Genomic DNA, 15443 nt, shown 5'->3' with positions numbered 1-15443 from the left:
TATTCATTCTAAATTTGATAATTAACCGAGCTAATATTAATTCATATCATCTATATTTCCATTGTTGATATAATCACTATCATTGACAAAATCATTGTCATCATCATTTACGAAGTTCGTGTTATCAACTTCCACCTCATCATTATCTTCATTATTATCATCGTCTGATGTAATACCTTCATAATCCACACTATCTTCAATTGCTTTGCCAAAATCATCCGAAATATTCATTTCGTCAATCATTGTTTGAAACTGTAAATTTGTCAAAATTTCTGGATTTTCAATAGCCTCAACTTTTATTGTTTCATTTGTAATCGAATCAATGGTTATGATTGTATCTAAAGCCTCATTTCCATGTGAATCAACAATCATTATTTTTGTTCCATCTACAGTTGCATAGACGATTGAGTCAATAATACCATCGTTATCAACATCAACCCCAACTACTCTATGCCCATTAAGGGTAGTTTCAATAAAGTGTGTAGGTTCTTCTACAATGCTTAAATCATTATTAGTATTTTGCAAATGATTTATAGGAGAAAATCCAATATCATGTAGAAAATCTTGACGTTGTTCTAACGATAAACTCATCCATTCTTCTTTGTAATAGGTATTATAAACATTTCCATTCCACGAAAAAACGCCACCGGGTCCTACTTCTGTGCGGGCAGTATTAAATGCTGTTTCAAAGTCCATACCATCATTTACTATTGCTATACACACGTTTTCCGAAGGCTTTATAATGCCATCCTTCACTGGTACTTCCAATGCAGCTTGTAATACTTGTGTGCTATCTGTATTTACAGACGTTGAATCTGTGGTTATTGTTGGATTAACGGGTGCAGTATGTGTTTCATCTTTTGCCAATCCCCAAGTAAAAGCGGCAACTCCGCCTCCAGAAAGAATTCCTGCTGTAATGATAGCATTGGCTTTTCTATTTGAAAATACTTTAGATAGTTTCGATTTAGTTTCTTGAGTAGTATTCTCTAAAACGTCTGTACTTTCAGTTAAATTTGACATGATTTGTTTTATTTAAAATTGGATAAATTTCGTTTTCATTAATTAATCAAATTGGTATGAGAAAGGTAAGTCTTTTTTTGAAATTTATTTTATCCATATCGCTTTACAACGATTACACACTTTCATTCTCGCAAGAAGTTCCCATTCTTTGTTCCCAAATGGTTCTTGACAATTAGGATTTGGGCACCGGTATTTTTCTCGATATTCTTTTTCAATAAGTTCTATTTTTTCTTCTGTTGAAAGAATAGTTGAACTTAATGTAGGAATAAGCATTCCTAAACCAGCACCTGACAAAACTGACAATATTGGTATGCTCCCCCCACCAGTAAGGACAGCACTAATACCTATTACAGAAGACAGGATAATACTCCCTGTTCTAATAGTCTTATCTCTATTTTTTACCTCTTTTTTTAGTTTAGGGTACTGCTCATAGACTTGTTTTAATGCACTGAACTCTTCCGTAAAATCTAAAGGATTCGTTTTTTTAGAAATAATAGGATTCGCTTTAGGAATATATAATGAAAGTAAGTCATTCAATTGATAATTACTTTCTGCAAATCTAATTTTTGTATTTGCATCAATTATTTTTCGTGTTATCCTCAAATCATTTATAAATGTCCCATTTTTACTATCTAAATCTTCTAAGAGGAAGGTATTTGTACTACATTGTGTAAGTCTTGCATGACTCTTACTTATTTTATCGTTTTGAATTCGTATCTCATTATCAATAGACCGTCCAACGTTTAATTGAGGTATTTTATACTCTCTCAAAGCTTTTTCAATATCATTTAATAAATTAGGATTTTCCATTAGTCAAAGATTTTATCATTGAAATATCATACTGATAGGGTTATTTTATGGGCTTTTTTTTTCCAAATACTATATCAATTAGGTCACCAAAATATAATTTTATTCTTTCTCTAACTTGGACTCATGGGTCATGATTTAATAATTCCTTATTTTGATATTGAATTGCCTAAATCTACCAAAATTTATTGAATTGTAATTTTTTAGACTTAAATTTTGTGATAAATTTGGTAAAATAATCATTTAACTATACAATCAGAGGGTAATTTTTACCTCAGTTATTTGACAGTCTCAATCTTGCAAGCTCTAATTTTGTTATATATACATCACAAAAGAATAATCTAATTTAAACAAATAACCCAACCAAAACAATAGTCTAAATACGCAATTAGCTTGGTTGGGTTGCTTCATTTAGAGCTTTTCATGAAAAATCCATTCCGAAATCTACTGCATTATTTTGCTGATTATCAGATTTTTCTATTCCCCATTGCTTTGTGCCGAGTGATTTTTGTTCGACTAAATTATCTGGTAACTCATTCAGAAAATAGCTTTCAACTGTTTGATTTTCCACCTGATAATTTTCTGCATAAATTGATTTCTTGCTACGTGTTACAATCAATTCATCCTTTGCTCTGGTTAAGGCAACATACAAGATTCGTCGCTCTTCCTCCACTTCATCAAGATTACCAATCGAGTAGCTTAGAGGATATTGCATTGGCGACACATTCAGCACAAAACAAGTATCAGCTTCTAATCCCTTGGCTGAGTGAATGGTCGAAATTATAACTTTATCTTTATTCTCGCTTTGCTCAATTTTAGACTTTTGTAGAGTTGGCGAATTGTTTATTTTAGGTGAATTGTCCAATAAGCATTCTGTAATAAATTCACTTAAATTAGAGTATTTACTTGCCAAAATTTCTAAAACAGGAAAATCAGGCTTTCTTTTATTTTCCCAGTCTTCTACGTATTTTACAGATAATCTTTCCTTCAATTCTTCATACGCCACATGCACCGCTTGCACTAAATCTTGCTTATTATCAAAAATGCTCTTGATGGTCTGAGCCAGTTTTTGTTCACTCGCACCAGTTAACGATTGCAACCATGATAAGCATTCTTCCATGCTATTAAAGCCTAAAATCTGCTCAAGATATTTGGAGGCTCTTACATCCCCAATACCCTGCCAAAGGGTTAAAAACCTCATCCAAGCAATTTCATCGTTCTTGTTATTAACAACTCTTAAAGCTGCAAATAAGTCTTTCAAATGAGCCGATTCCATAAAACCTCTACCACCATAAGTAACAAATGGAATTTTCTTTTCAATGAATACCGCTTGCAAACTTCTCGTGTAGAATTGTGAACGTGATAATACTAAATGGTGCCTAAATTCTTTATTTTTATGATGGTAATTGTCTAAAATTTTATCTGCTACAAAATACCCCTCTTCCCATTCACTTTCAACATTGACCAATTGTGGTATAATCCCAACACCTCTTACTGCTTTTAGTTTTTTATCATATTTGAGTGGAGATTTCTCCAAAAGCCAGTTAGATAAATCTAAAATCTCTTGTGTCGAGCGATAATTATCTTCGAGTTTATATACCTCTGAATCCTTCACATTTTCTTTGAAATGATGGATATTCTTAAAATCCGCCCCTCGAAATGAATAAATTGATTGTGCATCGTCGCCCACACAAAAGAGATGGCAATAATCTTGAAAAGGATTTAGCAAATCCCATTGTAAAGGGTTAGTGTCCTGCATTTCATCCACTAAAATGTGTTCATATTTACTGCCAATAATTTTTCTTGCATTTTCGTCTTTTTGCAGGGTTTTAGCCACTATTTGCAATATATCATCATAATCTAAGTAGTTTCGCTCTTTCTTCTTCGCTTCGTAACTTCTCAAAATTACTTCTATATTCGGCTTGATTTCTTGCAAGGCTTTTTCAAGTTCTCCATCCTTTAGGTCTGCCAACAACTTGATTTTTATAGTTTCTGTAAGATTTTTCTTAGTGTTGCGTGCAAAGGAATACATATCAACCAAGTTTTGGGGTTTAATCCTCAGATTTTCAAATTGAAGGTTATTTTTTCCACATATCAACTTCATTATATTTACTTGGTCATCTTCATCTATAATAGTAAAATCTTTCAACCCAAATTCGTTCGGATGGGAAAGTAGTAGATGATTACACCAAGAATGAAAAGTGCTTCCCGATAGATTCCTTGCTTGATTAGGTCCCAATGAAGATTCAATCCTTGTTACAATTTCTTGGGCAGAACGCTTTGTAAAAGTTAGGATTAAAATTTTGTTTGGAGAAACACCTTTGGAAATTAAATCGACAGCACGAGCAATGATGGTTTTAGTTTTGCCAGTCCCAGCTCCTGCCAGTAGAAGCAGATGTTTGCCACTAAATTCTACTGCCTTCCTTTGATTTTCATTAAGTTCTGTCATAATCTCTATATTTTGAGACATCAAAAATTCTTATTAAACACATAGGCTTTTGCCTAACGTTACACAATAATAGATAAGTTTAAAGGGTAACATTAGGCATTTTCCTATGTTTTGGTATCAGCTACTAAGCTACCTTATCTTCTACTAAATCAATGCGATTGGCTGTGATATTATTGAAATATCTATCCCCCATTTTTCTTGATTTTAAGTTGACCTCTACCGCTACTCTATTCCCAACAATAATATTAGGATTATCAACTTTATCATTCCAGACCTCAACCACTATATTTTTAGGCCACTGTCCTGACTCATACTCAAGTAGAAATTCTACTTTTTTACTCGGTTTTTCATTAATTGTCATTTCCATTAATGGAAATACTTCTGTTATTGTTCCACAAAATTTCATTGGAAAATTCGGTTTATACCCAACCAAAACAATTGCCTGTATAAGGGTTTGGATTGGTTGGGTGGTAATAAAATTTATTCTTCTATTGTTTGTACGACTAATTCATAGTAAGTTGCTTTACCAGGGGCACTATGAGTTTTGATTGTACATGGTTCTGACCTTATATTTGTAATCTCAATTTGCTGCTCCTCGATATCTTTCAACCTTTCTTTCAAGGTATTATCTGAACATTCAAACTCAGTTTTTAATATTTCAATCAGTTCTTTTTGAGGCATGGTCGCTTCTTTAAAAATATCTCCTATTTTTTCAGCTACCATCTCAACATCCGCTACCTGACGACGCTCTGCCGTCTTCTGTCTTACCAGTTCCTTATCTGCCAAAATCAACCCTTTAGCTATATCTGAATACACCAAATATAAAGGTTCAGCACGCTTTGCACTTCTAATCTTCAAGAACTTCAACTTGATAAGTTCAGTGTCTTGATTCTTACCATCTTTCTCAAATCCTATATGGATAACGGTTGAGGCCTTGTTTGCACCTTCAGTTCCTGTATGCCCACGAGCTTTTTCCGAGTTTGGGTTCTCGTGAAGTATTAACAGGAACGTTGCATTAAAGTTATCACATAGATTACCAAGATAATCAAATAACTTCATGCTTTCAGAAGGAGAATTAAAGTCTGCCACACAATCGGTTGCAACATCTAACACTACCAGTATATGGTTGTCAGTTTCTGCCCTAACTGCATTTACAAAATCTTTCACTGCATCCAACCTCTTACTTCTTTCAATGGATTTGATAGATGTAAACCTAAACGTTGAAGTCTTTGTATTTATATCAATACAAGCCTTGTTTTTTATCGACAGAATCCCTGTAGGAAATTCTTCTTTTAGGTTACGTTCGGTATCAATGTAAATAATTGTAACTTGCTTACTATCAGTCTTTTGTAATCCAAGAAAATCACTCGTACAGTTAGGCTCACTTAATAATAAGCTGCAACATAGTTCTACAATTCTTGTCTTATGGCTTCCATATTTTCCTTGGACAATATTAATTGTACCCTCCCGAATTACTGGTGTTTCGCCATGTGAAATCAAAGGAGGTGAATAAATTATTTCCTCTGATGCATACTTAGCTATCAATTGTTCACTCTCTAAAAGTTTCATCAAAATTGGACTTCTTCCAACTTTTTCCTTTGAAATAGGCGGTTCTGAACTCGCCAGAACTCTTCCTAATTCATCAAGGAGCGTTTGTTTTTCCAACTTCAATTGAAACCAATCGGAGATGTCTTTCCCACCAGAATCCTTCAATATTGATGGTAGAATAAAATTTCGTAATCCATACATTGTGGACTTTTTACTACTTCCTTCTAATCCTTTTTCGTCAATATCAAGAGATAACACTAAGTTATCGCACTTACTTTTCAGTAATCCCAAGGTTTTTGAGTCAATTCCTGTTGCAACGTTGTCGATGCCAACTGCCCAAATTCCATCATCATTCAGATTTGAATTTGCTACGATACAATCTTTCAATCCTTCAGTAATCAAAATCGTAGTACAATGCTCAGGCAGTTGAGATATTCCAAAAACATTACAATATTCTTTCGATTTTTGTCCAACCCATTGATGCTTAAATTTCTTATCTCTTGCCAGTGGCATATAAATTTTATAAGCATCAGCAATTTTGAAAGAGAAAATTGGATTTGTTTTGGTTGCACGAACCTCAATTCCATTATTTGTCTTAAATTTTTCCCAAGATTTAACTTCATACTTATTTAAGACTTCACTTGTTACATTATATTGTTCCCAATATTCAAGTGTTCCTCCTTCAAAATCTACTTTTTTTACTGCTTCTGACAAACCCAACTGGAGGTCCTGATTTATAAGTTTCATTGCCCCATAAAAGTCAATATTCTTAAGAATCATTACAAAATCAATAGCATTTAAAACCTTTCCTTCTGCGAAGTCCTTAATCAAGTACATTCCTGAATCGGATTTAAAAATACTTGCTGATGGATTTGTATCTGCTCGCAGTGGCGAGGAAAACGTTTTTCCAATCTTGTTATATTCGGGGATATAAAATCTAAAAATTTCTTCGCCTTCATTAGTTATACTGAAGATACTTTCTTTAGTTATAGTATTCAATCCAAGGGTCAGGTTTATCAGTGTTAAGTAATACTATTAATTTTTTCACCCACTTTCGACCCGCTTCGGAAAATACGACCTCTCGTTCACCCGGCAATTCTGGTGTTCTGAAATTATGCACTATAATATTTTTCATATAGCCCATAATCATAAATTCAGTGGTTGCCCATCCTTTTCGAGTGATATTATGTTTATCTAACATCTCATGAAACTTGTCAGTGGGCATTTTTAAGTCCTTTGCAATTTGACATTCATGATGAATGAATGTATATTCGTTTATCATTGTTTTTTGTAATTTAAAGTATTATTAATGATGTTGTTCTTCGCCCAGAGTTTTCCCGATGTCAAATATTTAACAAGGCTTGTTCTTGAGAAGTAAAGTTTTTTGACTTTTTAAAGAAAATCAAATCACCTCGACTTACTTTCGTGTACATAGTTGGCACAGCCAAATTCAAAAAAGCAGCGGCTTGTTGAATCGATAGGAATTAGGGCAATGGGTCAACCTTTTGAGGGAATAAAATTTGCTGAACTGCTACACTCACGGCTTCATTAGGAGGGGCTTTTCCGTACCGATTTTTGGTTTTACGTCTCAATAGATATGCGTCTGCTTCGCTTGCCGATTCTGCCAAAGTCTTCTTTCTATTTTGCAACAACCAATTATCGATTTCTGTTTTTAGAAATCGTAATTTTTTTCCGCCTTTGTGGACTGGTACCATACCCGTGTGAATCCATCCGTACACAGTTGATTTTTTGGGTTTATCAGGCAGGTAATTGCATAACTCGTTGATGTCGAACCATTGGTCGGACTGGGCGGGTGATTGAGGGATTAGCTTTTGCTTTAATTCTAATAAGAGGTCTTCGATGGAGTTAAGTCTTAACTCTAAAACTTCGAAGGGATTAAATGATTGTGCCATGTACTTGTTTTAAGTTTATGGCAGTAAAACTAAAAATAGTGAAGTGGTGCAACTGGTTGCAACTGGTTGACTATTTTGTAAGTGTTTGATTATAAGTAGTTTATTTTTTTATTAGCTTGGCGCCTTGTAAATCCTTTTCAGCTTTTGCTTTTGCTTTTGGATTATCATTTAGTAATTTTAAAACGTTTTCAATGTTTTTTACCGCAAATCTATGGTTGGTAATATTCAAATCACTTGTACAAATTAGATTGTAATGTTCCAGTAATTTTATGCCACTACTATGTCCAGATTTCTCAGCTATAGCTTTGGCGTTATTTGCATTAATTTTTTTATCTGTATAATAGTAAAGTAAGGCGATTTCTCTATGTCCTAAATTTGAAACTGGAAGTTCTTCTTGGTTTGTGTCTAAAACATTTTTTGAAGATTCAATACTTGATTTTCCTTCTATTGTTTCCAACAATTCTATTAACATTTCTTTCTTTTTTTCTTCTACAGAAAGGACTAATTGTTGAATCAATGGCTGAAATTGTTTATTTAATATTAAATCCTTTATTTCTAGTGTATCTGCTTCACTATAATTTATTTTCATAACTTCCCTGAGCTTCTCAAAGTTAGAGAGCTCTTTTTGGTTTATTTCAAAAAGTTTATATAGAAGGTAATATTGGTGAGAAAATATTAAAGATGGAAGGTTTAGGGAATATGTACTAATATAATTTTTGATAATTTCTAAAGCATCATCTCTCGTAATTTGTTCTTTATTCATTAGAATTTTTAACTCAATGATTTTATTCCGATAATGGAATGGAAAATCTACCTTGTATTCTGTTGTTAGTTTATTGAAAATATCTGGATGTAAAGTTAAATTGTAATTAACACCATTGATATTAATTATAGGTTCAGACTCAATCGCCAGCGAATATTGAAGTTGGCTAATGAAGTGTTCCGCTTTTTCTAAAAATCCCATAAATTCCAATTATTTAAAGTGTAATTAAAAATCTAATTGTATCGTGTCGGCTGCTTTACGCTTGGTTTTATCAATTATTTTGGCATAAATTTGGGTGGTCTTCAAGTCTCGATGCCCCAGCATTTTGCTAACGGTATAAATATCAGTTCCTTTGCTTAGTTGTATTACAGCGTATGTATGGCGAAAACAATGAAAGGAAATATCTTTTGATATCCCAGCATTTAGTATCCATTCTTTCAAAAGTTGATTTTCATACGCTGAATATTTCAAACCTTCAAATACTTTGCTCGTCTCTTCTTTTCGATTACCCAACAAGTTATACGCTTGTTCTGATATTGGCATCATTTCGGCTCCTTTTGTTTTTTGCTGCATGAATTGAATAAAATATCCATTCCCTTCTATATACTCAAGTTCCTTCCAAATTAACTTTTTTATATCACTGTGTCGTATCCCTGTAAGTGCCGAAAATATTGCCGCCTTTTTGAGAAGAGGGTTTTTACAGTCGGTCTTTACAAGTTGGTTGAGTTCTTCAATTGTCAGAAAGTTTCTTTGAGTTTCTGCTGTTTTGATTGACTCTATTTTTGTGTTGAGGTCAGTTTGTAGAATACCATCTTTGAAAGCCTGTTTCAACGCTGCTTTCACCTTACTAAAATACGATACTGCCGAATTTTGTGAAAGAATGGCTTTTTCACTTTTGTTGCTTGGTGTGCTCAGTAGATATTCCTTGAATTCATAGAAAAACTTTTCGTTGAGGTCATTTACTCGTAACGTACCTTTAGTAAAAGCGTTGAGATATTTATAAGCTGAAATCCAGTTATCGTGGTTCGATGCTTTTCGCTTATCGACTAACTTTTTGAAATATTCAATAAAATTTTGTTCCCCCTGCTCTTTCAACCTCAACTGCTCCTGCTCGTAGCCTGTGTATATTTCGGGTTTATCCAAAATATTTTGTCGCTTCTGTCTGATACTTTCTGCTACAGCCAAGGTTTCTTTATTGTGGTGTTTTTCAGTAGGGCTTTTAGGCTTATCAAAAAGGTAAAAGCCTAAGAACTCTCTTCGAGTTGGCTTGCCTGTGTTGAGGTCAATAATTGGAGGGTAAAAGTCTAAATACAAGCTATGTCTGTTTTTAGAAATTGCCTTTTGTCGAAGTGTTACTTTCGTAGCCATTTTGTCCTTTATTATTTAATATCAACTCAATAGTTTATCAATAATTACTTTCGGTACGTATGTATATTTACCATTCCTTATTTTTGGTACGTGGTTTCGCTTAGTAATATTATTGAGTGCAGAATCTGATATTCCAAATTTGTTTTGTACTTCCGTAATTGTGTAACAGTCCTCAATATTATACTTAATAAGCTGTTGAAGTTTTTGTGGTGGTTTTGGTTGCTCAAATAGTTTATCAATGTCTGAACGTCTAATAATGGTTTTCTTTTTTAATAAATTTATTGCCTTCAATTTGTCAATATTGATAAGCGTATAAATTGTTTGTCGAGAACAGCCAATAAGTTTGGCAACGTCCCGAACACTTAAAAACTCCTTAGCCTTCAAGTCCTCAATAGGTTTGTTTTTAATCTGCTTCGTTTCTTTGTCGCTTACCTCAACTTTTCCTGCTCTTATTTTTGCTTTGTATGCTTTACTATTACATTGCTTTGAACAGTAAGCTGTGGCGGTTGTTTTGGCTGTAAATTCATTACCGCATTGCTGGCATATCCTTTGTAGCTTGATATTTGAACTCATTAGTATTTATTTGTTAATAAGTGTTTAAAAGTGTCCAGTTATTTCGCCTAAAAAATGGATTCGAGGTACAAAATTCCGTTGAGGTACAAATGAGGTACAAATATAAACAAAATAAACCAATAACAAAACAAAACAAACAGGCAACAAAAAACAGCTAAATACCTAAATATTAGGCGTTTAGCTGTCTTTTTTATGTGTTTACTATTTGCTTCTTTTGGTCGGTTACTTTCCAATGCAAAATTTGCTAAAAATATTTGCTAATAAATCATCGCTGGTGATACTACCCGTAATTTCCCCTAAATGATGCAAAGAAAGTCGAATGTCTTGGGCAAGAAAATCACCTGTAATACCTATATCTAAACCATTTAAAACCTCAGTTAAAGCTTCATTTGCTTTTACCAAGTGTTCATAATGCCTTAGATTTGTCAGCATGGTATCAGCTTGTTTTTTTACTCGTGCTTTGGCAACAATTGCTGATTTTAATTCTTCAATTCCTATATTGTTTTTAGCTGAAATGTTTAACTGTTGAATGTTTTTGTTTACCTCGTTCTGCCCATTTTCCTCGTTAGAGATAGACTTTACTTTTTCATTCCCCTCTCCTCGTAGGAGAGGGGTTAGGGGTGAGGTCATACTCACTATTTCATTCAATACAAAATCAATGTTATTTAGAATATCTTCATTTGTAAATCGAATAATTCTTATTCCATAAGCCAAACCAATATCCATTGACCGAACAGTATCATAATTCTTTTGTTTTTTTTGATTATGATATCCACCATCTAATTCAATTCCCAGTTTTGCTTCATGGCAATAAAAATCTAAAATATATCCTTCTTCAAGTGGATGCTGCCTTCTGAATTTTAGATTATTTAATTGTCTATTTCTCAATATTTTCCAAAGTAATTCTTCTGCTTCTGTCAAATTCTGTCTCAATTCTCTTGCTTTTTTGAGTAAATCAGTGGAAACAGATATGAAAGGAGACTTTAAGTTGGAGAGGTTTACCTCACCCCAACCCCTCTCCTCATAGGAGAGGGGCTTGACTTTTTTATCCCCATCTCCTTGTAGAAGAGGGGTTAGGAGAGAGGTGGAACTACCTAATAAATCAATTTTATTCCTAACTTTAATAATCTTAGCTTCGTCAAAATCTGCAATAAAGTCCTCGTTAATTGCCTGATTATCAGTCAATAATAGCACAATCTCAGCTCTTCGCATCGCTTCTTTCGAGCGTTCAATTCCGATTGATTCCACTACATCTTTTGTTGCTCTGATTCCTGCCGTATCAATAAATCTAAATTTGATTCCTTCAATAAAAAGTACATCTTCAATCACATCACGGGTGGTGCCTGCAATTTCGGTGACGATGGCTTTTTCTTCATTCAACAAGACATTTAATAAAGTTGATTTTCCTGCATTAGGTGGCCCAATAATTGCCACAGGCACTCCTTCTTTGATGACATTTCCTGCGTCAAAAGAGTCTATTAAATTTTTCAGAAAATTCTGAATTTTCAATATTAAAGATTTTAAATCATCTCTTTCAGCAAATTCTACATCTTCTTCCCCAAAATCTAATTCTAATTCTACTAAACTGGCAAAATGAATCAACTCTTCTCGTAAAACTTTCAATTGATTTGAGAAACCGCCTCTCATCAAATTCATGGCAGTTTTATGGGCAGCTTCCGAATCGGCGGCAATCAAATCGGCCACGGCTTCGGCTTGCACCAAATCAAACTGTCCATTCAAAAAAGCTCGTTGCGTAAACTCACCGGCTTGAGCCATTCGGCAGCCATTTTGTAGTAAAAGTTTCAGAATATATCTAATAATATAGTCACTCCCATGACAAGAAATTTCTACGACATCCTCTTTTGTAAAACTTTTAGGAGTTTTAAAAACTGCTATCAAAACTTCATCGACAATCACATTTCCATCTCTAATCGTACCAAAATGAATCGTGTGTGAATCAACTTTACTTAGATCTTTGCTTCGAGAACCTCCTTTGAAAATTTTATTGACAATCTCAAAAGTACGCTCACCCGAAACACGAATTACTCCGATTGCTCCAATGCCTTGTGGGGTCGATAACGCACATATTGTATCTAATTGTATCATTTTTATTTATCAAGTTTAAACTTTGGACTTTAAACCTTGAACATTACATCTTTAATTACTTATTTTTGCAAATCTACCAACTAAAAATTTAAAATCAGACATTGTAGATAATCAGTCGATAATTTATCCAAAACCATCGACTTACAAGCCTTGACTTTCGACTTTTGATTATGATAAAAGCTAAATATCTGTGGTATATCAATGGAGTATTATCGCTTGTGGCGATATTTATAGCCTATAAAATTTGGTTTGCTCCCCTCAACGATGCTTGGAATTATGTGCCTGATAACGCTTTTTTAGTTGTCGAAAGCTCCCAAATTCAACAATCTTTATTTGATAAAAAGCATAACGACCCAACTCAACTATCAGATGTTCCAGTTTTTTATGATGCTCTTGCCCAACTCACTGCCCTTGTGGGAAGCGTTGATAATGAAGAAACAGCAAAGAAATTTATAGAGAAAAAACTTATTACATATTCACTTCACCGAGAAAATAAAAAGAACCTTGAATATATCATTTATGTTCCAGCAGGAGCTTTTGGTGACGGAAATTTCTTGAATGCTCTTATGCAACCTGATGTTTCTAAAAGAAAAATCTATGGTCGTACTTATAAAGGTATTCATATCAACGAATTGTATGGAAATAATAGTCGTTTACTATTTAATTTTTTTGTTCATGACGATTTTTTGATTAGCAGTGGTTCAAAAGTTCTGTTAGAAGAAGTGATCAATCGAATCAAATCGGGAGTAGCTATTGAGAGAGTACCATTCAAAGAAAGTCGCCGAGGAACGGCTCATATTTATTTCAAAAGTAGAAGTTTACAAGATGTTGCAGATATTTTGCCTTCTCAATTGTCACCCAATTTGATTGAATTTTTTGGAAACATCACACCTCGCAACCCCGATATTGTATTCGAGAAACAAAAAGTGCCAAATATAGTTTCGGCCTATATTTATTCACGTGGCACCAATAATATTCCATTTCTGGGTATTTTTGGACGACAAAAGCCACTACCATTTACTTGTACCGACCTGATTCCAGAAAACACTGCGATTACTTTTCGCATGAGTTTTCATAATAAACTAAGACTTGCACAGGATTTTAATAATTATATGCAAAGGAACGAGCAAGAACTTTTGGCCGAACGAGATAGTGTTAATCGTCTCTTAAATGCCAATTTGAATAGTTTTTATTCAATTTTGAAAGACGAAGTAGTGATGTGTGAAATGGAAACCTCAGCCGATGAACCTTCAAAGAAAATATTGCTAATCAAAACCGAAGATTCGGCTGAGGCCTTGACATTGTTTGAAGATTTTGCCAATTCTTCCGAAAAATTATCTTCTTATTTCAAGCCCAAACCTTTTACTTATTTGAATAATTATGTACGAAAAATTGAAATTAGTCAATTGCCAGCGATGCTTTTCGGCTCAATTTTTAGAGGTTTTTCCGACTGTTATTACACACAAAAAGATGATTATATTATTCTTGCCAGTAGCGATGATGCCATGCGAGAGTACTTAAATAATCTGAACACTGGTCAAACTTGGGCAAAGTTAGGTATTTATCGAGATTTTATTGAGAAATTAAGTCCACAAGCTCAGTTTACAGGAATCATTAGTCCACAAAGAGTTTGGAATAATATCTATTATTCATTACCTCCTAAATGGCAAAGTGCTACGATTAAACATGAAGCGAGAGCCAAAGCGATTCGATTCATGGCTTTTGAAAACTTTGTCATCAACAGCACCTTCGGGACAAAGTTTTTGATTGAAAAAATCCCTCAAACTCGACGTGAAATATTAGTTAATAAATACTTCCTGCAAGATAGCCTCACAAGCAATGCCGCTTTTGTGGGTTATCCAAACGTCATTAAAAATCCATTAAATGCAGCCGACGAAATATTATTGCAGCAGGCTGATAATCAAGTTCTTATGGTTAGCAATGCTGCCAAAGCAATCAATAAAGTAGCTGTCAATCAGCCACTGACAAGTAGTTATTTAATCCCTACGGATTATTTTCAAAATGGTTTGTTACATTATTTAAGTACCACGCCCAACAATTTAGTGTTTTTTACTCGTGATAATGCTACGGGTTTGGTCGCAAACTTTCCGAATGTACCTGTTAGTGGAGGTGTAAAAGCCGTTGCAGCCAGTGAAACAAAGATTTATGTAGCAGATGGTACAGGCAATATCTTTATGATTAATGAAGAAACGCAGAAAATTAGTAAAATAAATACCTCGGGAAATTTCAATGACATTATACAAATTTTGCCCGTAAAATTCAAAAATAATACTTATTTGGCTGTTTTACAGAAAGACGGCACTTTGGATATTATCTATGAGCAAGGGCATAGTTTGAAAGGGTTTCCGAAGGTGCCACTTACGGCTCGTCCCGTTTCGATGGTCATTGAAGAAGGCAAAGACCAAAATTCTATCTTAACATTAGTTTCGGAAATTGGTGAAATCAAAAAGGTAGATATGGCGGGAAATAATCGTGAGAATGAAAATATTCAAATAGAACGCCCCGATAAAGCAACTGTTTTTGAAGTATTATTTGACCAAAATCGCCGAGATTGGTTTATCGTTCGTCGAACACCAACTTCTTTGGTTGTTTTCAATAAACAAGGCAATTCGGTCATTAAAATCGAAAGCACCAATTTTATGAAATCGCAATTACGTTATTTCGATTTGGGTAATGATTTAAGATTAATTGCTGTTTTTGATGGGAAAAACAATACAGTTTTCGATATAAAAGGAAATACTTTAGGCGATAAACCCTTGAAAGCCAGTGGACTACCAGCCATTTCTTATTTGGAGGCTTATAATAAACTATTTATCTATAGTCCGAATAAGACTCGTTTTGAGGTTTGGACGGTGAAGTTGAAGTAGGGTCAGGA

At 33.9% G+C, this 15443-nt stretch carries 12 protein-coding genes; 1 reads left to right on the top strand and 11 read right to left on the bottom strand.

Annotated elements, in window-relative coordinates:
- Positions 1-36: 36 nt before the first annotated feature.
- The 11 genes from ACQUQZ_RS16600 to mnmE all read right to left on the bottom strand — a co-directional run bounded on the left by ACQUQZ_RS16600 (position 37) and on the right by mnmE (position 12547).
- A complete protein-coding gene (locus tag ACQUQZ_RS16600; protein WP_435356142.1) occupies positions 37-1020 on the bottom strand; it encodes a hypothetical protein in 984 nt (327 codons plus the stop codon).
- 84 nt (positions 1021-1104) lie between these two features.
- Positions 1105-1830 carry an FHA domain-containing protein gene (locus ACQUQZ_RS16595; RefSeq protein WP_435356141.1) on the bottom strand — a complete coding sequence of 242 codons (726 nt, stop codon included), beginning with the start codon at positions 1828-1830 and terminating at the stop codon, positions 1105-1107.
- A gap of 418 nt (positions 1831-2248) precedes the next feature.
- Positions 2249-4276 (bottom strand): ATP-dependent helicase, encoded by a 2028-nt coding sequence (locus ACQUQZ_RS16590; RefSeq protein WP_435356140.1) that lies wholly within the window; start codon positions 4274-4276, stop codon positions 2249-2251.
- Between the two features lie 124 nt (positions 4277-4400).
- The gene (locus ACQUQZ_RS16585; protein WP_435356139.1) at positions 4401-4682 is read right to left on the bottom strand and encodes a DUF3127 domain-containing protein; all 282 of its coding nucleotides are present in this window, start codon (positions 4680-4682) and stop codon (positions 4401-4403) included.
- Positions 4683-4756: 74 nt separating this feature from the next.
- Entirely contained in the window at positions 4757-6823 is a 2067-nt protein-coding gene (locus ACQUQZ_RS16580) for a hypothetical protein (RefSeq protein WP_435356138.1), read from the bottom strand.
- A complete protein-coding gene (locus tag ACQUQZ_RS16575) occupies positions 6807-7049 on the bottom strand; it encodes a hypothetical protein (protein ID WP_435356137.1) in 243 nt (80 codons plus the stop codon). Before ACQUQZ_RS16575 ends, ACQUQZ_RS16580 begins: the two co-directional genes overlap by 17 nt.
- A 259-nt stretch (positions 7050-7308) precedes the next feature.
- Positions 7309-7737: a helix-turn-helix domain-containing protein gene (locus tag ACQUQZ_RS16570; protein WP_435356136.1), complete on the bottom strand. Its 429-nt coding sequence runs from the start codon at positions 7735-7737 to the stop codon at positions 7309-7311.
- A 100-nt stretch (positions 7738-7837) separates the two neighbouring features.
- Positions 7838-8701 (bottom strand): hypothetical protein, encoded by an 864-nt coding sequence (locus ACQUQZ_RS16565; RefSeq protein WP_435356135.1) that lies wholly within the window; start codon positions 8699-8701, stop codon positions 7838-7840.
- 24 nt (positions 8702-8725) lie between these two features.
- Positions 8726-9868 carry a tyrosine-type recombinase/integrase gene (locus ACQUQZ_RS16560; RefSeq protein WP_435356134.1) on the bottom strand — a complete coding sequence of 381 codons (1143 nt, stop codon included), beginning with the start codon at positions 9866-9868 and terminating at the stop codon, positions 8726-8728.
- 21 nt (positions 9869-9889) lie between these two features.
- Positions 9890-10441: a helix-turn-helix transcriptional regulator gene (locus ACQUQZ_RS16555; RefSeq protein ID WP_435356133.1), complete on the bottom strand. Its 552-nt coding sequence runs from the start codon at positions 10439-10441 to the stop codon at positions 9890-9892.
- Positions 10442-10663: 222 nt separating this feature from the next.
- Complete coding sequence (gene mnmE / locus ACQUQZ_RS16550) at positions 10664-12547, bottom strand: tRNA uridine-5-carboxymethylaminomethyl(34) synthesis GTPase MnmE (protein WP_435356132.1); 1884 nt, start codon at positions 12545-12547, stop codon at positions 10664-10666.
- Positions 12548-12717: 170 nt separating this feature from the next.
- Between mnmE and ACQUQZ_RS16545 the strand changes: the two genes are divergently transcribed.
- The gene (locus tag ACQUQZ_RS16545) at positions 12718-15435 is read left to right on the top strand and encodes a hypothetical protein (protein ID WP_435356131.1); all 2718 of its coding nucleotides are present in this window, start codon (positions 12718-12720) and stop codon (positions 15433-15435) included.
- Positions 15436-15443: the final 8 nt, after the last annotated feature.

It is taken from the genome of Emticicia sp. SJ17W-69, assembly GCF_051209875.1.
Classification (GTDB): Bacteria; Bacteroidota; Bacteroidia; order Cytophagales; family Spirosomataceae; genus Emticicia.
The sequence above is the reverse complement of the archived record's forward strand: the minus strand, read 5'-3'. Positions and strand labels throughout refer to the sequence as shown.